The sequence below is a fragment of the Coriobacteriaceae bacterium genome (assembly GCA_025992855.1).
Taxonomy (GTDB): Bacteria; Actinomycetota; Coriobacteriia; order Coriobacteriales; family Coriobacteriaceae; genus Collinsella.
In genome coordinates this window covers 1854656-1874522 of the sequence record DAJPGB010000001.1, presented here as the reverse complement: position 1 = coordinate 1874522, position 19867 = coordinate 1854656, and the positions used below count along the sequence as shown (strand labels likewise).

At 61.5% G+C, this 19867-nt stretch carries 20 protein-coding genes; 10 read left to right on the top strand and 10 right to left on the bottom strand.

From position 1 onward, the window contains the following. The first annotated feature begins 14 nt into the window (after nt 1-14). The 6 genes from pstC to OIL88_07970 all read left to right on the top strand — a co-directional run bounded on the left by pstC (nt 15) and on the right by OIL88_07970 (nt 6094). Nucleotides 15-923, top strand: a complete 909-nt coding sequence (pstC, locus tag OIL88_07995; GenBank protein HJI72298.1) for a phosphate ABC transporter permease subunit PstC — start codon at nt 15-17, stop codon at nt 921-923. Then, a complete protein-coding gene (gene pstA, locus OIL88_07990) occupies nt 916-1842 on the top strand; it encodes a phosphate ABC transporter permease PstA (protein HJI72297.1) in 927 nt (308 codons plus the stop codon). Before pstC ends, pstA begins: the two co-directional genes overlap by 8 nt. Beyond that, a complete protein-coding gene (gene pstB, locus OIL88_07985) occupies nt 1839-2711 on the top strand; it encodes a phosphate ABC transporter ATP-binding protein PstB (protein ID HJI72296.1) in 873 nt (290 codons plus the stop codon). Before pstA ends, pstB begins: the two co-directional genes overlap by 4 nt. A 163-nt stretch (nt 2712-2874) precedes the next feature. Further along, the gene (locus OIL88_07980) at nt 2875-4734 is read left to right on the top strand and encodes an ATP-binding cassette domain-containing protein (GenBank protein ID HJI72295.1); all 1860 of its coding nucleotides are present in this window, start codon (nt 2875-2877) and stop codon (nt 4732-4734) included. A 6-nt stretch (nt 4735-4740) separates the two neighbouring features. Then, nucleotides 4741-5511 carry a Cof-type HAD-IIB family hydrolase gene (locus OIL88_07975; GenBank protein HJI72294.1) on the top strand — a complete coding sequence of 257 codons (771 nt, stop codon included), beginning with the start codon at nt 4741-4743 and terminating at the stop codon, nt 5509-5511. A 226-nt stretch (nt 5512-5737) separates the two neighbouring features. Continuing rightward, on the top strand, nt 5738-6094 hold the full coding sequence (locus tag OIL88_07970; GenBank protein ID HJI72293.1) for a metal-dependent transcriptional regulator: 357 nt from the start codon (nt 5738-5740) through the stop codon (nt 6092-6094). Nucleotides 6095-6150: 56 nt separating this feature from the next. Here OIL88_07970 and OIL88_07965 read toward each other — a convergent pair whose 3' ends face one another. The 6 genes from OIL88_07965 to OIL88_07940 all read right to left on the bottom strand — a co-directional run bounded on the left by OIL88_07965 (nt 6151) and on the right by OIL88_07940 (nt 13021). Beyond that, nucleotides 6151-7134: a Cof-type HAD-IIB family hydrolase gene (locus tag OIL88_07965; GenBank protein ID HJI72292.1), complete on the bottom strand. Its 984-nt coding sequence runs from the start codon at nt 7132-7134 to the stop codon at nt 6151-6153. A 105-nt stretch (nt 7135-7239) separates the two neighbouring features. Beyond that, nucleotides 7240-9192 (bottom strand): heavy metal translocating P-type ATPase, encoded by a 1953-nt coding sequence (locus tag OIL88_07960; protein HJI72291.1) that lies wholly within the window; start codon nt 9190-9192, stop codon nt 7240-7242. A gap of 99 nt (nt 9193-9291) precedes the next feature. After that, nucleotides 9292-9510 carry a heavy-metal-associated domain-containing protein gene (locus OIL88_07955; GenBank protein HJI72290.1) on the bottom strand — a complete coding sequence of 73 codons (219 nt, stop codon included), beginning with the start codon at nt 9508-9510 and terminating at the stop codon, nt 9292-9294. Between the two features lie 63 nt (nt 9511-9573). Further along, on the bottom strand, nt 9574-9930 hold the full coding sequence (locus OIL88_07950; GenBank protein ID HJI72289.1) for a metalloregulator ArsR/SmtB family transcription factor: 357 nt from the start codon (nt 9928-9930) through the stop codon (nt 9574-9576). Between the two features lie 391 nt (nt 9931-10321). After that, the gene (locus OIL88_07945) at nt 10322-11530 is read right to left on the bottom strand and encodes an endonuclease domain-containing protein (protein HJI72288.1); all 1209 of its coding nucleotides are present in this window, start codon (nt 11528-11530) and stop codon (nt 10322-10324) included. 522 nt (nt 11531-12052) lie between these two features. Continuing rightward, nucleotides 12053-13021, bottom strand: coding sequence for a 3'-5' exonuclease (locus OIL88_07940; GenBank protein ID HJI72287.1), 969 nt, complete (start codon nt 13019-13021; stop codon nt 12053-12055). A gap of 171 nt (nt 13022-13192) precedes the next feature. Between OIL88_07940 and OIL88_07935 the strand changes: the two genes are divergently transcribed. Further along, nucleotides 13193-14293 carry an arsenic efflux protein gene (locus OIL88_07935; GenBank protein ID HJI72286.1) on the top strand — a complete coding sequence of 367 codons (1101 nt, stop codon included), beginning with the start codon at nt 13193-13195 and terminating at the stop codon, nt 14291-14293. A 167-nt stretch (nt 14294-14460) separates the two neighbouring features. On the opposite strand, the gene OIL88_07930 is transcribed toward OIL88_07935, so the two are convergent. Together OIL88_07930 and OIL88_07925 are read right to left on the bottom strand one after the other, a co-directional pair. Further along, the gene (locus OIL88_07930) at nt 14461-14943 is read right to left on the bottom strand and encodes a DUF188 domain-containing protein (GenBank protein ID HJI72285.1); all 483 of its coding nucleotides are present in this window, start codon (nt 14941-14943) and stop codon (nt 14461-14463) included. Next, entirely contained in the window at nt 14944-15546 is a 603-nt protein-coding gene (locus OIL88_07925) for a DUF308 domain-containing protein (GenBank protein HJI72284.1), read from the bottom strand. Nucleotides 15547-15810: 264 nt separating this feature from the next. Between OIL88_07925 and OIL88_07920 the strand changes: the two genes are divergently transcribed. The 3 genes from OIL88_07920 (at nt 15811) to OIL88_07910 (ending at nt 17756) form a co-directional block, all read left to right on the top strand. Continuing rightward, nucleotides 15811-16482, top strand: coding sequence for a nitroreductase family protein (locus tag OIL88_07920; GenBank protein HJI72283.1), 672 nt, complete (start codon nt 15811-15813; stop codon nt 16480-16482). Between the two features lie 78 nt (nt 16483-16560). Beyond that, nucleotides 16561-17103: a histidine phosphatase family protein gene (locus OIL88_07915; GenBank protein HJI72282.1), complete on the top strand. Its 543-nt coding sequence runs from the start codon at nt 16561-16563 to the stop codon at nt 17101-17103. Between the two features lie 17 nt (nt 17104-17120). Then, complete coding sequence (locus tag OIL88_07910; GenBank protein ID HJI72281.1) at nt 17121-17756, top strand: histidine phosphatase family protein; 636 nt, start codon at nt 17121-17123, stop codon at nt 17754-17756. A gap of 129 nt (nt 17757-17885) precedes the next feature. Here the strand turns inward: OIL88_07910 and OIL88_07905 are convergent, their stop codons facing one another. Continuing rightward, nucleotides 17886-18569, bottom strand: coding sequence for a DUF1015 domain-containing protein (locus tag OIL88_07905; GenBank protein ID HJI72280.1), 684 nt, complete (start codon nt 18567-18569; stop codon nt 17886-17888). A gap of 39 nt (nt 18570-18608) precedes the next feature. Then, nucleotides 18609-19829, bottom strand: a complete 1221-nt coding sequence (locus OIL88_07900) for a M20 family metallopeptidase (protein ID HJI72279.1) — start codon at nt 19827-19829, stop codon at nt 18609-18611. Nucleotides 19830-19867 lie beyond the last annotated feature (38 nt).

Here is a 19867-nt window from a genome sequence, read left to right as displayed (position 1 = left end):
CGGAAAGGTTTGCAATGGCAAAACAGCTGCCAAAGCGCGACCTTGAGAACGTGGGCCTGGGCGTCACGGGCGCGTGCGTAGCGCTCGTGACGCTTGTTGTTGCCGCGCTCATCTTCATGGTCGCCCAAAAGGGCCTCTCGGCTTTCGTAAAGGACGGCGTCTCGGTCGTCGAGTTTTTCACCGGTACCAAGTGGGACCTGGCCAACACGGCCGAAAACGGTCTGCCCTATACCGGCGCCCTGCCCCTGATCGTCACCTCGTTTGCGGTCATGGTGCTCTCCACGCTCATCGCGCTGCCCATTGCCATCGGCTCTGCCATCTTTGCGATCGAGATCCAGCCTAAGTTTGGCTCCAAGGTCTTTCAGCCGCTTATTGAGCTTTTGACCGGCATTCCCTCGGTCGTCTTTGGCCTGATCGGCTTTCACGTAGTCGTCGGCCTCATGAAGAGCGTTTTCCACGTGAGCACGGGCCTGGGCATCCTTCCCGGCGCCATCGTGCTGGCCGTCATGATCCTGCCGACTATGACCACGCTTTCGGTTGATGGCCTGCGCGCCGTGCCCGACAGCTACCGTCAGGGTTCGCTCGCGCTGGGCTACACCCGCTGGCAGACCATCTGGCACGTGGTGCTCAAGTCCGCCATGCCGTCGCTCATGACCGCGGTCATCCTGGGCATGACGCGCGCCTTTGGCGAGACGCTCGCCGTGCGCATGGTCATCGGCGGTATCGAGGCCATGCCGACGTCGCTGTTGTCGCCGGCTTCGACCATCACGACCACGCTCACCACGTCCATGGCGGTCTATGCCGAGGGCACGGCCCAGGACGACGTTCTGTGGGCACTCGGTCTGCTGCTGATGGGCATGAGCCTCATCTTCATCCTGATTATCCATCTCATTGGCCGCAAGGGGGCGAAGGCTCGTGGCTAGCACGCGCATCCACATCGACGAGGCGAGACTCGGGCGTGTCCAAAAGCAGGACCGCATCGCCACGGGCGTGTTGACGGCGATCGTCGCCATCGTCATGCTCATCGTCGTCTCCATGGTGGCCTATATCCTGTTCGAGGGCATCTCGACGCTGTTCCAGCCGGGCTTTCTCACGGAGCCGTCGCGCGCCAACGGAACGCAGGGCGGCGTGCTCTACCAGCTGTTCGACTCGTTCTACCTGCTGCTGATCACCCTGATCATCTCGGTGCCCATCAGCCTGGGCGGAGCGGTCTTTTTGGTTGAGTACGCGCCGGACGGACCCATCCGCGACATCGCCTCCACCGCCATCGAGACGTTGTCCTCGCTGCCTTCCATCGTCGTCGGCATGTTCGGTTTTCTGGTGTTCTCGGTGCAGCTGGGCTGGAAGTACTCCATCATCTCCGGCGCTGTCGCGCTCACCATGTTCAACATCCCCATCCTGGTGCGCGTGATCCAACAGGCGCTCGAGGACGTGCCACAGGCCCAGCGCGATGCGTGTCTGGCTATGGGCCTCACCCGCTGGGAGGCCACGCTGCACATCCTGATCCCCGAGGCCATGCCCGCTATCGTGACCGGCATCGTGCTTTCGGCCGGCCGCGTCTTTGGCGAGGCCGCGGCGCTGCTCTTTACCTCGGGCATGAGCTCGCCGGTTCGCCTGAACTTCTTGAGCTTTAACCTGTCGAGCCCTACCTGCGCCTGGAACGTGTTCCGCCCCGGCGAGTCGCTTGCCGTGCATATCTACAAGATCTATGGCGAGGGCAGCCCCGAGGCCCAGCAGATCGTCTGGGGCACCGCTGCACTGCTGATGATTTGCGTGCTGCTGTTTAACGTAATCGCCCGCATTGTGGGCAAGCAACTGGCAAGGAAGATGACGGCCGAATGAGCGAGATGAATGTAACGCCCGCAACCGAAGCAGCATCGTCCGACGCCCAGGACTTCTTGTCGAGCGTGGGGGAGAGCGAGAAGCGCGTGCGCGTGAGCGGCAAGGCCGTGAGCGACGAGGTCGTGCTCTCCACCAAGGACGTCAACGTGTACTATGGCGACCACCATGCCCTGCACGACACGTCGCTCGACTTTCACAAGGGCGAGATCACGGCGCTCATCGGGCCTTCGGGCTGCGGTAAGTCGACCTTCTTGCGTAGCCTCAACCTTATGAATCGCGAGATTCGCGGCTGCCGCGTGGAGGGCGAGATCAACTATCGCGGGCGCAACGTGAACACCAAGACCGAGAACACCTACGAGTTGCGTCGCTCCATTGGCATGGTGTTCCAGCAGCCCAACCCGTTTCGCAAGTCCATTCGCGACAACATCACGTTTGCGCCTAGGCGCCACGGCATCACCGACCGCGACGAACTCGACCGCATGGTCGAGGAGAGCCTGCGCGGCGCGGCGCTGTGGGACGAGGTCAAGGACAAGCTCGACAAGAGTGCTTACGCGCTTTCGGGCGGTCAGCAGCAGCGCCTGTGCATCGCGCGCACGCTGGCGCTCAACCCCGACGTGATCTTGTTCGACGAGCCCTGCTCGGCGCTCGACCCCATCTCGACGCTGGCGATCGAGGACCTGATGTCATCGATCGTTGCCGACCGCGCCATCGTCATCGTGACGCACAACATGGAGCAGGCGTCGCGTGTGTCCAACCGCACGGCGTTCTTCTACATGGGCGATATGGTCGAGTACGACGAGACTGACGAGATTTTCCAACGGCCCAAGGATAAGCGGCTGAATGATTACCTCACCGGCATGTTCTCCTAGTCCGGGACATGCTTGAGGCCCGCGGCGGCCACGGTTGCCACGGGACTGATTGGAGAGGCGGGTCATCTCTTTTGGGAGATGGCCCGCCTTTTTGTGTCGTGTGCGGCCCGCCTTTTCGCTGCTATCATGGACAACGTTGAATTTCTACGAAGGAGCAGGGCATATGGCGATTCTTTTGGGATGCGATTCCATCAGCCTAGAGTTTCCCACCAAGCATATTTTCGATAGCGTGACGCTCGGCGTGGGCGAGGGCGACCGCATTGGTATCGTCGGTAAAAACGGCGACGGCAAGTCGACGCTGCTGAGTGTACTCGCCGGCACGCTGGAACCCGACGACGGCCGCGTGACGCACCGCCGCGGCACGACGATCGGATTGCTCGGCCAAAAGGACCAGCTTGTCGACACCGATACCGTGCATCATGCCGTTGTGGGCGACACGCCTGAGTACGAGTGGGCGTCGAGCCCGCGTACGCGCCAGATTCTGGCCGGTCTTATTAGCGATGTGCCCTGGGAGGGCATGGTGGGCGAGCTCTCGGGCGGTCAGCGCCGTCGCGTGGACCTCGCGCGCCTGCTGATTGGCGACTACGATGTGCTCATGCTCGACGAGCCCACCAACCACCTGGACATGCGCACCATCAACTGGCTTGCGCGTCACTTAAAGGCCCGCTGGCAGCGCGGCCAGGGCGCCATGCTCGTGGTCACGCACGACCGCTGGTTCTTGGACGAGGTCTGCACCAGCATGTGGGAGGTCCACGACGGCCAGGTAGATCCCTTCGAGGGCGGCTACTCGGCATATATCCTGCAGCGCGTGGAGCGCGACCGCATGGCCGCCGTTACCGAGGAGCGCCGTCGCAACATGGCGCGCAAGGAGCTCGCGTGGCTAAGCCGCGGCGCCCAGGCGCGTTCCACCAAGCCCAAGTTTCGCGTTGAGGCTGCTCGCGAGCTGATCGCCGACGTACCGCCCGTGCGTGACGAGCTGGAGCTCAAGCGCCTCGCCGTGAGCCGCCTAGGCAAGCAGGTCATCGACGTGATCGACGTTGATGCCGGCTATGCGGATTCCGACGGCGCGCCCAAGCAGGTGCTCTCCGACGTGACCTGGCTTATCGGCGCGGGCGACCGCTATGGTCTTTTGGGCGAGAACGGCGCCGGCAAGTCGACGCTGCTCGACGTGATCCAGGGCAAGATCGCGCCCCTGCGCGGCCGCGTGAAGATCGGCCAGACGGTGCGCTTTGGCGTGCTGTCGCAGCAGCTCGAGGAGCTCGAGCCCTACATGGGCGACACGATCCGCGAGGTGCTCGGCAACTATAAGAAGTATTACGTCATCGACGGCAAGGAGACCTCTCCCGAGAAGCTCTGCGAGCGCCTGGGCTTTACGACCCAGCAGCTCTGGAGTCGCATCGGCGATCTTTCGGGCGGCCAGCGCCGTCGCCTGTCGCTGTTGCTGACGATCCTGGACGAGCCCAACGTGCTCATCCTGGACGAGCCCGGTAACGACCTGGATACCGATATGCTCGCGATTGTCGAGGATCTGCTCGACGGCTGGCCCGGCACGCTGATCCTGGTGACGCACGACCGTTTCCTCATGGAGCGCGTGACCGACCAACAGTGGGCACTGCTTGACGGCCACCTGACGCATATGCCCGGCGGCGTCGATCAGTACCTGCGCCTGTGCAACGCCACCGCCGAGGGCGAGCCCGTGGGCTCGCCGAGTGCCAAGACCGGCACGTTCGACACCGGTGCCGCAGCGGTTGCGGCCGAAAAGCCTAAGACGAGCGGGCAGCCCAATGGCCTTTCCAACGCCGAACGCCAGAAGCTCCGCCGCGAGGTGAGCTCGCTCGAGCGCAAGATGGAGACGCAGCGCGCTCGCGTGGAGGAGGCCGAGGCCGCCATGGCCCAGGTCGATCCCACCAACTACACGGCGCTGGGCGTGCAGCAGGCAAAGATCGACGAGGCCCACGCCGCCATGGACGAGCTGGAGATGGCGTGGCTCGAGGCGAGCGAAAAGCTCGAGGGCGAGGAGTAGACCAGGATGATCAAAGCTGCGTTTTTCGATATCGACGGCACGCTGCTGAGCTTTAAGACCCACCGGATTCCGGCGTCGGCTCAGCAGGTGCTCGACAGCTTTCGCGAGCAGGGGATTGCGTGCGTGATCGCCACGGGTCGCCCGACCTATCAGATGCCGGATTGGCTGTTCGACCTTGGTTGGGATGCATACATTACGCTTTCGGGCCAGCACTGTTTTGATGCTGAGGGCGTCTACCGCAGCTGCCCGATCGATCCGGACGACGTCGCGGTGATTGTGGACCAGGTGGCGCAGGGGCGCTACGACTCGCTGTGCATGCAGGGCGAGAACTCGTTTGTGAACCGCCTGTCCGAGCGTGTGGTGACGGCCGGTAGCAACGCGGGAATCGTCTACCACGAGGAGCCGTTTGAGCACGCCTTCGATGCGCCGGTTTACCAGTTCTGCGCCTTTGTGGACCCGGCCGACGAGCATATCGTGACCGACGCGGTGGCGCATTCGCTTACCACGCGCTGGTGCGATTTGTTCTGCGACATTATTCCCGCTAAAGGCGGCAAGGACCTGGGCGTGGCGGCGACGCTGGAGCGGCTGGATATCGACGCGAGCGAGGCGATTGCCTTTGGCGACGGCGAGAACGACCTGTCGATGTTCTCGGCCGTGGGCACAAGTGTTGCCATGGGCAACGCGCAGGATACGGTGAAGGCCGCAGCGACCTACGTTACGACCGCCGTAGACGACGACGGCATCTACAACGCCGCCAAGCACTTCGGCCTGATCTAGTTACGGGCCGGCACCCGGCACTTGGGGACGTTCCTTTTCGGCCGGCAGCGGGGGACACTCCTTGCGGGGCGCGCGCCACGCGCCGGGGTGTTGCGCCTCACACGCGCGTTTTGTGAAACACGGCTAACTTTTTAGTCAATGTAGTAAGACATGGGCAACTTTTGCGGTAAAGTAAGCCAAAGAAAGTATCCAAAGGCTAACTGGCAATCATCGTGAAAGGCGGCCCATGGCCCTACGTGAATCCGGAGAAGACTACCTCGAATCGATCTACGTTCTGTCACAACGCCAGGGCATCGTGCGTTCGATTGATGTTGCAGAGTATCTCGGCGTGACCAAGGCGAGCGTGTCCAAAGCCATGGCGACGTTGGAGAGTAACGGCTATGTCGAAATGGGCAAACGCGACGTTCATCTGACGGAGCGTGGGCTAGAGGTCGCCCGCCAAATGTGGGAGCGCCACTGCTTTTTTGTGCAGCTGCTTGAGGATGCGGGCGTGTCGGCCGAGGTTGCATCGCAAGAGGGCTGTCACATGGAGCATTGCCTGAGCGAGGAGAGCTTTGAGAAGCTGAGGGCGATGCTGGAATAGTGCCTCTGCCGTGGGCGCCGTGACAGCCGTGCCCACGGCGTCGTGTCAACAATCTGCTAGAACAGACCCAACTGCTCGCAAGCCTTATAGATGCCGTCGTCATCGATATCGGCGGTCACCATGCTCGCGCGCTGCTTGAGCTCGGGTACGGCATTGCCCATGGCCACGCTTGTCCACGTGGGGATAAACATCGACAGGTCGTTTTTGCCGTCGCCAAAGACGATAACGTCCTCGTAGTTGCCGCCCTGCGCGTCGACGATTTTCTTGATGCCGTAGGCCTTATCCGCCGGTTCCACAAAGAGATACTCGCGATGGAAACGGCACCAGGGGAGACGCTCGAGGTTGTCGAGCTCCTGCTCGTGCGGCTCCAGGCAGGCGATATAGACCTTGTAAATCTTGGGGTAGCTGCGCGGGTCGAGCCCAGGTACGATCCGCGTGCGCATGTAAATGTCATGTGTGGCTTCGTAGAAACGACCGTCGGGCACGAAGCGCACGTCGGAATCCTCAACCTGAATACCCCAGATAAAGTCCTTTGCGCTGCATTCGTCGACGAGGTCAACGCAGGCATCGTGGTCGAGCGGGCGCACGCCCTGGAACTCGCCATTAATGGTTGTACCCCAGCCGCCGTCGCTCACCATGTTCTCAAATCCGAGCTCGTGCATGTAGTCTACGGCCATCGCGTGCGTGCGGCCCGTCGCGATGGACAGGAAGTGGCCCGCGTCGCGGAGCTTTTTGAGCGCAAGCTCGGTGGAGGCAGGGACATGCTGCTTGTCAGGCATCCCCGAGGCGAGCGTACCGTCAATGTCGAAGAACAGGTATTTGCGGTCGGAGATGTACGATCCTTTCGTTGCGGCTGAGATAACTATATCCGCTAGGGATCCACAGCTGCCCTTGGGGGTTTCTAGAAAAACAAATGGACGGAACAAACGGGGCTCTAACAGCCGAGTCCATTCCAGCAAAGGAACCTCGCCAGCAAGTGATGCCCAAGAACCGCCAGCTGTGTCACCGCAGGCCGGGTCCGGGCTTGGTTTTGAAAACACTCCGCAGCGCGAGGCCCGCCTTTCCGCAGCTCCGCAGGAGCAGGAAAGACGGGCCTCATGCGCGAGGACGTTTTCAAAACCAAGCCCGGCCCCGGCCGGACAGCGCTACAGGTTCTTGACACCCATCGCGCGCATGGCATTCAGGATGGCGATAATCGCCACGCCTACGTCGCCGAACACGGCAAGCCACATGTTGGCGATGCCCAGTGCCGCAAGCACCAGAATCAGCAACTTAATGCCCAGCGCAAAGATGATGTTCTGCCAAACAATCGACATGGTCTTGCGCGCCACGCGGATCGCGCGGGAGATGTTGGACGGCTTGTCATCCATGAGCACGACGTCCGCCGCCTCAATTGCGGCGTCCGAGCCCATAGCGCCCATGGCGATGCCAACGTCTGCGCGGGTAAGCACGGGTGCGTCGTTGATACCGTCGCCGACAAAAGCGAGCTTGCCCTTGCCGCTTTCGCCCGCGAGCAATGCCTCGACGCGCTCGACCTTGTCGCCCGGCAGCAGCTGCGCGTGGAACTCGTCGAGCCCCAGCTGCTTAGCCACAGACGCCGCAACCTCCTCGCGGTCGCCCGTGAGCATGACGGTGCGCTTGACGCCGGCGGCGTGCAGGTCGCGGATCGTCTGCTCGGCGTCGGCCTTAACGGTGTCTGCAATCACGATGTGGCCGGCGTAAACGCCGTCAACGAGCACATGGAGGATCGTGCCGACAACCTCGCAATTGGGAGCGTCGATACCGGCCGCAGCAAGCATCTTGGCATTGCCAACGACGACGTGCTTGCCGTCGATGGTTGCCGTCACGCCGTGGCCCGCGTCGTTGGTGGAGTTGCTAACGCGCTTGGGGTCGACCTCGCTCTGGTAGGCGACACGCACGGACTGCGCGATGGGGTGATCGGAGAACGACTCCGCAAGGGCTGCGACTTCAAGCAACGACTGCTCGGTGTAGCCAGCCTCGGGGTCTACCGCGACCACCGAGAACGTGCCGTTGGTGAGGGTGCCTGTCTTGTCAAAGACGACGGTGTCCACATCGGCGAGCGTCTCGAGATAGTTAGAACCCTTGATGAGAACGCCCAGCTTGGAGGCGCCGCCGATGCCGCCAAAGAAACTGAGCGGCACGCTGATCACCAATGCGCACGGGCAGCTGACGACCAGGAAGGTCAGGCCGCGCAGGATCCAGTCGGACCAGGCGCCGGTGACCAAGCCGCCGCCAAGCGCGAGCACCGCGGCAGCGCCGGTGACGGCGGGCGTGTAGACGCGGGCGAAGCGCGTGATGAAGTTCTCAGTGCGCGCCTTCTTTTCGCTGGCATTTTCCACGAGCTCCAGGACGCGTGCGACGGTGGACTCGCCAAAGGGCTTGGTGGTGCGTACGTGGATGAGGCCCGTCATGTTGATGCAGCCGCTGATGATGTCGTCGCCGGACTTGGCGGGGCGGGGGACTGATTCGCCCGTGAGCGCGGCGGTGTCGAGCTGGGTTTCGCCCTCGACGATGACGCCGTCGATAGGCACGCGCTCGCCCGGCTTGACCACGATCACGGTGCCGACCGCGATGTCATCGGGGAAGACCTGTTCGAGTGTGCCGTCGGGTTGCTCGACGTTGGCGTAGTCGGGCGCGATGTCCATCATGGCGCTGATCGACTTGCGGCTCTTGCCCACGGCGTATGCCTGGAACAGCTCGCCGACCTGGTAGAACAGCATGACGGCGGCGCCTTCGGCCATGTGCGGGTCGGTATCGGGGAAGAGCACCATGGCAAACGCGCCGATGGTTGCGACTGCCATAAGGAAACTCTCGTCGAAGGCCTTGCCGCGGCGGATGTTGTTGAATGCCTTCTGGAGCACGTCGTAGCCGGCAATCAAAAACGGCACGAGGAACAGTGCGAAGCTGGCGTAGACGTTGCCGGGCTCCCCAAATGCGATAGTGAGGGCGCCGAGCTCGTCGAGGGCATAAACAACGGCAAAAATACCCAGTGCTAGCAGGATTCGATTTCGCTTGTGCTCAAGTGACTCTTTCTTCTTGCGCTTCTTCTTTTTCTTTGTGGGATCGGCGGCTGCCATGATTCAAACCTCCCATTTGAATGTATGAACACTCGCTCATATAATTTCGCGAGCAAAGGCCGCGGCAAGCGCGGCCTTGCGGGTCAGCGTATACGCAGACTAGAGAATGATCTCGCAGTCCGGCTCGGCGTCGGCGGTAAACTCCACGACGCGGTCGAGGACCTCGTCGAACTCGGCGTCGTCGGCCTCGAGCGTCAACTTCTGAGTCATAAAGTTGACCGAAACGGACTTGACGCCCTCGAGCTTAGCCAGCTCGTCCTGAAGCTTGCGCGCGCAGTTGGCGCAGTCGATCTCGTCGAGCTTGAACTGCTTTTTCATGGTGGGTTCCTTTCTCTGTTTTTGCGGCTTGGGTGCAGGCCGCGTTGGTACCGTGGTTGGTCGCTATTCGCAGATGTGGCTCATGCCTTGGTTGAGCATGGTGTAGACATGGTCGTCGGCAAGCGAGTAGAGGATATTGCGCCCGTCGCGGCGGAATTTGACCAGGTGCGATTGCTTGAGCGTGCGCAGCTGGTGCGAAACCGCAGATTGCGACGTCTCGGTCGCTTCGGCGATGTCTGCCACACACAGCTCGCGGCCCATGAGGGCATAGAGGATCTTGATGCGCGTGGTGTCGCTGAAGACCTTGAACAGATCGGCCAGGTCGTAGAGCAGCTCCTCGTCGGGCAGGTCCTCGGGCGAGCAGGTGGTGGGAACGACGGGTTCGAGGCTTGCCTTTGTTTCATCAGCGTGGTCGCCCATTGCAACATCCTTTCATATGAACATGCGCTCATATAACTTACTTCCGAGTATATGAGCGCATGTTCATATGTCAATGCTATTTGTGGCGTTATTTGATAATCGCTTGCCGCCGAAGTGGGATTTTTCTAGTTGCGTATGGCTCGGTTCATCGTTCATCTGCAAAAATCGAGTTGCGCGGTCGATAGGCTATTCGCGGATTCTCTGAAAGTGCGTATTTGGTTATTTTTGATGTAAATATCTGGTCAAAAATGCAATAAATTGTTCAATCGAAATTTTTTAAGCGCGCTATCCATGTATTTGGAGAGCTGGCTCGAGCCATTTGAGGATGAGTTGTGCGCAACTGTTACCGCGCAACTCGAAAATTGCAGTCGGGCAAATGCGGAAACAGGTTTTAGAACAGCAGGCCCTCGATCAAATCGACAATCATGTCGTCTTCAGTGCGCGGGCCGACAGATTTCGCGTGCGGGCTAGCATCGTCAACCAGGTTCATCTCCTCAGCTAGTTCGCCAACATGCTGCATGTCATCGGGTTCGGGGGTCTCGTTGATGCTCGGGTCGTCAACCTGCGGATACTGGCTCGCAATTTCTTGCTCTGTTGCCTGTGCCTCTCTGCGCTCTTCGAGGATTCGGCGACCATATTCGAAGTACCGCCGCAAGACAAATTGGCGAAGATCCTCCTGGAGGGCTGGGAAGTCATCCGGGAGACGCCCGGGGCAGATCTTCTCGCGAATGCGAATCGCTTCCATAACCCGTCTAAAGGCGGACTGTTTGAAAAATGAATGGCGACTGATAGTGATAACGGCATACCCCATGTTTCGAAGCGTGTTTCGACGCTCCTCATCAATCGCCTGTTGCTCGGGCTCATCATGGAAAAATCCGTTGTACTCGATGTCGGTCATCGATTTTTCGAGCAGCGCGTCGAAGTAGAATACGGTGCGCCTCGTAAGGGCAGAGTACCTTTTGGGAACTGGGACCGGAAAGTCAGTTTTGATGGCGCGAATACCAAAGCCGCCCACGGATTTGGGCATTGTGAGCATCATGACGAAAGCCGTTTCGAGCGGAGAGCGGCAGCCGTCGCGCACATATCCAAGCGCCTTGATTGCATTGTTTGAGCCGCGATAGCCCGATGCCTGGGAAAAGAAGTTCCTGAGCGCTTCGGTATTGGTTAGGGCGGGGCGCTCACGATATCCTGTTTCGTTGGATGCGTCGAGTGCGTAGGAGCCACAGATTTCAAAGTAGTATTCAACAAGTTCCCGAAGGCTGAGATCGTTTGCGGCTTGCAGGGCGCATAGTTTGATGTCAACGATATAGACGCCAGCCTCGAGCCCAAGGTAGCTTTCCGAGTCGAAGGTATAGCGTGTACGATGGCAAACGCATCTATCGCAATGCCTTCGGGCGTTATTGGAGTACGTCAGGACGTGGATGGTCTTGGACTCGATGCCTTTTCCGTTCAGCCACGATTGGGCCGTCTGCAGGTCGGGCTCGGTTGGGATGGATGCCCTGATCTTTTCCATGGGTATGTGATCGGTCGTGAATAGCGCGACCGACTCGGCTGCTTGGTATACGGCCCGTGCCGTGGCATGTGACAGAACGATTCCCATATGCGCATCATGACATAGCTTGTGTTCTGCACACTGAGGGCATCGGGCAACGGCGCCGAAACGCGGCGCATCTTCTGTGAACGGTAGTTTTCACCCGATGCGCGGTTGAACGGTTGGCGCCAATGGAGAGTTTTCTGTCACTTGGCCTCATTTGGGCGAATTTCCGTAGATGTCATCTGCATTTTTCGAGTTAGGCGGTTTTGACTCATGTAAAAAAGTCGATGGAGCTGCGTCTGTCGTGCAATTTATGACCGGAACCAGGTGTTAGGGCGCCAGACCAGTCGGTTTCAGAATGGGTTTTGGCTCCGCAACGGCGAAAAAGGCTTCGGCGATGAGCTGAGTAAACCGCGCAACTCAAAAAATGTAGATGGGCGTATTTCAAAATGAGTGGCAGGCAGCGTTCTTTGCCGCGAGAATGCAAGGCGGGGCGCGGTCGAAAGGCCGTGCCCCGTTTTCTTTGCGTTCGTCTGGCTTGCTGCTGTTTGTGCTGTGCCGTTATGAGTGTTATTGCGACCGACTTCACTACTTCGCGAACAGGTTCTTGAGGTTGAACTCGGCTTGGACGGTTCGGAGCATGAGATCGGTGTCGTCGAGGCCCAGGTGCTGCTCGTTGGCGTCGGCGGCGAGGGTGCCGCGGCGGCGCGCCCAGTTCTCGAGCGCGGCGGGGGCGGACTCGCGGGGGAGCGAGCGGACGTCGGCATCCAGGCTGCGGCAGATCTGGCGCGAGTCGATGACGATGATCTTGCCGGCGCGGCGTGCCTCGGCGTAGCCGTCCAGGTGGATCTTGAACCAGCTGTCCTCAAAGGCGGCGTTGTGTGCCATGTACGGGTACTTCTTCATAAGCTTGAGCAGCTGCTTTTGCAGCTCTTTGTTCTCGCGGAAGGGCGTTTTGCCGTCGATGTCGTCCCAGGTGATGTGGTGGATATTCGACAGCGGCACATCCTCGCCGCGGTAGATATCGGGCAGGCCGCAGTAGTGTGCCTCGGCGTCGTGCGGGACGGCGTCGCTGGTGAGCTCCATGATCTCCCAGCCCACGTTGATGATGTAGCCGCGCTCGGGTGCACGGCCGGTGGTCTCGATGTCGATGCCGAGCACTGTGCCTTGGATAGGCTTGCGGGCGTACGCCACACCGAGCGCGTCGCGGTCGCCGCGGATCTCGCGCATGACGGACGCGGCTGTGCGCTTTTGCATCTTGCCGATGGCGGCGCAGGTGTCGGCGTCGGACAGACCGCGCGAGAGCGTCGCGGGCGTCACATTGCGCAGGCGTGCCTCGCCAATCTGGTCGCAAAGGTCGCGGTTGCGGTCGGCCAGGTCGCGCACGGTGGCAAAGTCGAAGCCGGGGTCGCCCTCGGCGGTAAAGTACTCGGTCTCGAGCACCTTAAGGGCTTCCTCGCCTTTCTGGCGCTCGGACTCCATGGCGCCGTGGTCGCCGTAGATAAACATGGGGATAAACGGCTGGCGCTCGTATTCGAGTGCTTGCGAAACGTTCATATGCTGCTCCTTGGACGGGCCGCGTCGCGCGGCTCGTGGTTACTGAGTTATGGCGAGATGATAGTTTACCATGGGCAACTATTGGCACCGCGCCTAGGACAACTACAATACCCTAGTTGACCGCTAGGACTTTTACAATGCTGCCGAAAGACACGAAAGGTTCCATCCGTCATGGATTTGCTGATTGATATCCTGCTCGACGCCGGCAAGGACACGCTGTCGCTGGTGCCGTTTTTGTTAGTGACATATCTTGCACTCGAGACGCTCGAACATGTTGCGGGCGACCGCGTCAACGGAGCCATCAAGCGCGCTGGCGCCGCGGGTCCGGTTGTCGGTTCGCTGCTGGGCATCGTGCCGCAGTGCGGTTTTTCGGCCATGGCGGCTACGCTGTACGCCGGCCGCGTCGTGACACTGGGCACGCTGGTGGCGGTGTTCCTTTCGACCTCCGACGAGATGCTGCCGCTCTTACTCGCCGAGCAGGTTCCCGTGCAGACCATGGCGATGCTGCTGGCGTCGAAGGCGCTGATCGCGCTGGTCACGGGCTTTATCGTGGACGCTGCTATTCGCGGGCTGCGCCGTAATGCCCGCGCGCATGCTGCGATCCGTCGCACCGTGCTGGGAACCGCGGCAAATCCGGCCCATGTGAACTGTGCGCACGATGACCACACCGGCGGCGACATCATCGATGAGGTGGCCGAGGCGGGCGTGAGCGCCGACCACATCCACGAGCTGTGCGAGCGCGACCATTGCGGATGCGACGACGATGAGGACGGCCACGGGCACGACCACAACCACGGCCGCCACCATGACCACGACCACGCGGGCGAGCACGAGCATCACCACGGTCACGACCATGGTCACTCCCACGAGGGCGCGCCCGTCCTGTCGATTATCCGCAGCGCGATCTCGCACACCGTGCAGGTGTCGGTGTTCATTTTCCTGGTAACGTTGATTCTGGTCGCCGTGCTCGAGACCTTTGGCGAATCCGCGATTGAGCAGTTCCTGCGCGGCAACGAGACGCTCGCCGTCCTGGGCTCGGCGCTCGTCGGCCTAATTCCCAACTGCTCTGCCAGCGTCGTCATTACGCAGCTGTACCTCGAAGGCGCACTGCAACTGGCCCCGATGCTCGCCGGCACGCTCATTTCTGCCGGCGTGGGCTACCTGGTGCTGTTCCGCACCAACCGCAGCGCCCGTGAAAACGCCCTGTTCCTAGTCATGATGTACGTCATCGGCGCCGGCTGGGGCCTTGTTCTCTCCGCCTTTGGGCTCTAAGCAAGCCAAACAAAACGGACTTCAAAACTGCCATCCTCAATACCCGCGCATGCGGTGGGGCGGCATTTTGAAGTCCGTTATTTGTTGAGCTATGGTTCCAGGGTGCGTCTGCTGCCCCTAAACGAAAAAAGGTAGATTTCCGGGCATGTCCCAAAAATCTACCTTTGTTAGCGCAACAGCTCGGTGAGGTTGCGTTTAAAGCGGGCGCGGTCTTCGCCGGTGAAGGCTGCCGGTCCGCGGGTGCGTCCTCCTGCGCGGCGCACCTTCTTTTCCTCGTGGCGGATAAACAGCTGCATATCGATGGTCGCCTTGTCGTAGACGCGCCCGCGCACGCCGATGGCGGCGGCATCGCGCCCGAGCACCATGCTCGCCAGGCCAATGTCCTGCGTCACGACCACGTCGCCCGCCTGCAGGCGCTCGACAATGGCAAAGTCGGCGCTATCGGCGCCCACGCTCACGTCGAGCGTCGAGACCCAAAAGCCGCGTCGCGCGTGCTGGGCATCGCGCGGGTCGTCGCGGCGAATGTGGCGTTCCAAGTTCTGCGTGCTGTTGCCGGCGATAACAACGGCGACGCCCGCCCGTCGCGCGCAGTCGATTGACTCGCGCGTGACCGGGCAGGCGTCAGCGTCAATAAAAAGGGTTCGCGGCATCTAGTGCACCATTTTGCCAAATTGAATGGCGCGAACAATCAGCGTCACGCCAAACACCAACAGTGCAGCGCCGCTAAAGATGACGAGCATCTTGGCCGACCACAGCGGATAGATAAACACGAACATGCCCGCGATGATGGAGAGCGCACCGCTCAGGATGGCGAGGGCGCGGTTGGACGAAAGTTCGGACTCCAGAATCGACATGACGCCCTCAACGATCCAGCCAAAGCCGGCAACGACCACCACGAGCGTGGTGAGGGTCGCGGTCGAGAACGCCTGATTGCGCAGGATTATTACGCCGCCCAAAATGATGAGCAGGTTGGAGATGATGCTCGTCACGCGCCAACCGGTGGGCAGCAACGGCTCAAAAATGGCGGTAAACAGCCTGATGGCCGCCGTGATTACAAAGTAAAAGCCCAGGACAGTCGTCAAAAAGACGAGGGATTTGGCAGGTGCAAAAAGCAGTGCGATGCCGGCGAGGAGCGCGACGACGCCGGTGATGGCGTAGATCCAGCGCACGGCCTTGACGGCCTTGCCCGCCATGCTTTTCTCGTCAAATCCAAACTGACTCGATTTTTGGTCATCGTTCTTAAAGATGCCCATGATGTCTCCTTTCCGTGCGGTGCACGTCGCGTTCATTGCTTTCCGTGCGGCGTACGCCAAAATTACTGCAACAAGTATCGCCCAAGGGCGCCACTGCATGGGGCGGGAAGGGTGAATTGCCGCCCCACAATCCCGAATTGTTACCTTTATCCCCGTTTTGGTGGGGACTATTCAACAGTTGTGGAACATTGCGCCGCCGAGCGTTATTGCCTACGTTTTAGGTTAGATTTTCCTAAGGACAATTGGCTTTTATTGGGGGTCTCTATGAACGAAGCAGTTCCCGCGGCGCCGGTGAGCGCCGAGTCGATGGCAAAGCAGGGTTGCGAGAAGCTTGGCCTGGACGCGTTTGACGCACTGGTCCGCCGCGCCCGCACGTGCCGTCGCTTTGACGAGTCCATGCGCGTGCCGCGCGAATTTTTGCTCGAGCTGGCGGAGCTGGCGCACCTGGCCCCGTGCGGCGCCAATGCCCAGCGCCTGCGCTTTCATGTGGTGAGCGGTGCCGAGGACTGCGCACGCGTGTTTGACGAGCTCGCGTGGGCCGGCGCGCTCAAGGATTGGCCGGGTCCCGATGAGGGCGAGCGGCCGACCGGCTATATCGCGATTCTTGCCGAGCGCGCCGTTCCGGGCAAGCCGGCCGCGCCCATCACCGAGGTCGACACCGGCATTGCCGCCCAGACGATGATGCTCGCCGCCCGCAGCGCAACGCCCGAGGTGGCAGCCTGCATGTTCAAGGCCTTTACGCCCCACGCGATCGATGCCATGGGGCTCGATAACGACAAGTATGAGCTCAAACTGATCATGGCGTTTGGCGTTCCGGCCGAGATGCAGGTGATCGATGCGATCGATTCCAACCCCGACGGTTCTATCAATTATTGGCGCGACGAGGCGCAGGTGCATCACGTGCCCAAGCGCCCGCTGGCCGACGTGCTGGTGTAGTTGTGCGGCGCGGTTCGATGGCTGTAAAACCACCACAAAGGTGCCTGTCCCCATTGCGGTGGTTCGAGGGGAGGGCATGTGGCCGATTTGTATTTGGTGCGGCATGGGCAGACTGAGTTCAATGTGCGGAACATTTTGCAGGGCTGGCATGATTCGCCGTTGACGGCGCGTGGGCGCGAGCAGGCGCTTGCGACGCGCACGGCGTTTGAGGTGCGTGGCGTGACCTTCGATCACGTGTATTCCTCTCCGCTGGGCCGGGCGCGGCATACGGCAGAGCTTATTGCTGGCGAAGGCTGTTCCATAGAGCTGGTCGACGACCTGCGTGAGTGGCATTTGGGCTCGCTGGAGGGTACATCAAACCGCGAGATGCCGCCGCAGCCCTTGGGCGATTATCCGGTTGCCTTTGGTGGCGAGTCGGAAGCGCAACTTCGGTCGCGCATGGTCGCGGCGCTGTCCCGTATCATGGACCGGCCGCAGCATAACTGTGTGCTGGTAGTCTCCCACGGCTCTGCCTGCCGGGAGTTTCTTGAGTATGTGGCCGGCGGGGGAGAGATGCCCGACAACGGTGCCGTGCTTCATTTTGGCTATCGCGACGGGGCGTTTTCGCTCCTTGATTGGTAACGAACGAAAGGACCCCTATGAATAAAGACCTGTATCTGGTCCGTCACGGGCAGACAATATTTAACCTCAAGCGCATTATTCAGGGCTGGAGCGACTCGCCGCTCACGCAGCTTGGTTGCGGCCAAGCGGCGCGCGCCGGCATGTTCTTGCGTGCGCGCGGCATTGAGCCCGATCACGCCTACACCTCCACACTACATCGCACCGAGCAGACCATCGCCAACTTGTGGCCGGGCCTGGCGTACGAGCGCCTGGACGGCCTGCGCGAATGGTTCTTTGGCGACTTTGAGGCCGAGCGCGTGATGCTGATGCCCGAGCGCCCATGGCGCGACTTCTATCGCCAGTTTGGCGGCGAGGGTCAGATGCAGGTGCGCGAGCGCATGGTCGCGACGCTAACCGAGCTCATGCAGCGTCCGGACCATACGTGCGTGCTGGCGGTGAGCCACGGGTCGGCCATCAAAGAGTTTATGGACCACGTGAAGGGCGCGGCGGCCGATGAGCGCGACCGCGTGCCGGGCAATTGCTCCGTGCTGCATTTTGCGTTTGACGATGCGACGGATATGTTTGAACTGGTCGAGATCTTTACGCAGGAAGACTACGCGCGCGAGCTGGGGTTGGAGCCGCTCGTGGCGGCAGCGGGCCCGCAGCGCGGGTAGCGCGAGCGCGGTGCATGGGTCGCCGGCATACTTGCTCGATGCGAAGGGGGCGGGGATGCATGCGTTGGCATTGCATCCCCGCCCCTTGTTCGTTTGGGTGCCGAGTTTTGTACTGAGCGCTTGAGCCCTCTAGAACCGCGCGACTTGGTGGGTGAGCAGGCCCGTCGGGACCTGCGGTGCGGCGCCGCTGACCTGCGCGGCAGGGAAGAGCGCGGCCACGGTGAAGTTGAACGGCTCCTTGCCCGTATATGTGCCGTCGGCGCGGGCCTCGTCGGCTAGGAGCTGCGAGGCTCCGGCCAGCGCGGCGGCGTAGGCGGGGTCGTCGGCCAGTACCGGCTCGGGCGCCTGATCGAGCATGGCGCGGATGGCCCCGACGGCGTCCTCGCGCTTGACCTCCCACACGCGGTGCGTAATGCCCGCGGGGTCGGTGACGGCGTAGAGCGACGCGCCCTCTTTGGCGGCGCCCAGGATGATATCCATAACGGGCGAGGCTTCGTAGGCGAGCGACACGGGACGGGGCTGAACTTTGAGCTCGGCGATTGCGCGTGCGGCGGCGGTCGCGTCGGCGCTGGCATCGGCCTCGCCGCCTGCAATCACGCCGATCGGGCAAATCGCCACGACGCCCGTCACACGCCCCGGCTCGCCCGAGCATTCGTACACGTAATACGCCGCGCCTGGGTCCTTGAGCATCAGGCCATCGGCAATGGTGCCGCGCAGGGTATCGTTGCCGCCCAGGATGCTGCCCATCTGCGGCAGCGCCTCGAGCACGCGGTCCTGAGCCGGACGGATGCAGGGAAACGGAAGTGCTTTCATGGGCGGTCCTAACGTGTGAGTCGGTTTGTTCGCGGCTTATTATGCCCCAACTTGGCCGCTCGCGTCCCAGAGCGCGTTATCGGCGAGTGCGACCAGCACCTGCTGACAGCGAACGATGTCGGCATGGGGTACGTACTCGTTGGGCTTGTGGGCGAGCGCAAGTGACCCGGGGCCGTAACTCATGCAGTTGCGGTTGCCCGTCTTGCCGGCAATAACGGCGGTGTCGGTGTAGCCGGTAAAGAAGCCGACGGTCGTATCTACGTCCGTCACGTCATCTGCCGCATGCTTGAGCGCTGCCAGAAGGGGAGAGCCCGGGTCGCGCTCGATAGCGGGGCGGTCGCCCGTCACGGTGTAGCTGCCATGACAGCCGGGGACTGCCGCCTCCGCTGTGGCAATGGCCTGCTCCGCCATGCGAGTCGCGGCCGCCGTGTCGGTCGGCGGCGTCAAGCGCATGTCGACCCAGACCTTGGCGCGGTCGGGTACGACGTAGGGGCGATACCCGCCCTCGATCTGGCCAAACGTGATGGTTGAGGGCCCCAGCTCATCATGTGCAGGTAACTCCGCAAACGCGTGACGAAGCGCGCACACGACCTCGGCCATTGCGGCGACGGCATCCGCGCCCTTCCATGGCTGGCTTGCGTGCGCCGTCACACCGGACATCTCGATCTCGAACCACGTGCGCCCCTTGTGCGCCACCTGAATCTGTCCATCGGTGGGCTCGGTGTCCAGCACCCATTCGCGCGAGCCAACCCAGCCGGCATCGATGGCGGCCTCGGAGCCCCGCATAAAGTCCTCCTCGTCGACCGAGCAGATGAGCGAAAAGCCGCGGCGGGGCAGCTCGCCGCACACCGCCACGCGCTCGAGCGTATGGACGAGCGCAGCAATGGCGCAGGCCAGGCCGCCCTTCATGTCGCAAGCGCCGCGGCCGTAGAGCTTGTCGTCGCGCACGGTCGCCCCGAGCGGCGGGATGTCCGCATCCCACCCGTCGCCCAAGGTGACGGTATCCATGTGGCAGATGTAGACAAGTCGCGGCTCGTCGCTCAAACCGGGCACGGTGACCATAAGATTGCGGCGCCCGGGAAGCACCTCGAGCTCCTCGACCAGCACCGCATCCAGCGCAGGACAATCGAGCCCCATAACCTGCGACTCGATCAGCCCCTTGATATGCCTCTCGATATCGCTCTCATACGCGCCTGGATCTGAGCTATCGATCCGAACAAGCTCCTGCGCAAGCCGCCAGGCAAAGTCCTCATCAACCATATGCAACCTCACAATCAGTTTGCTTTCCAAACCGATTG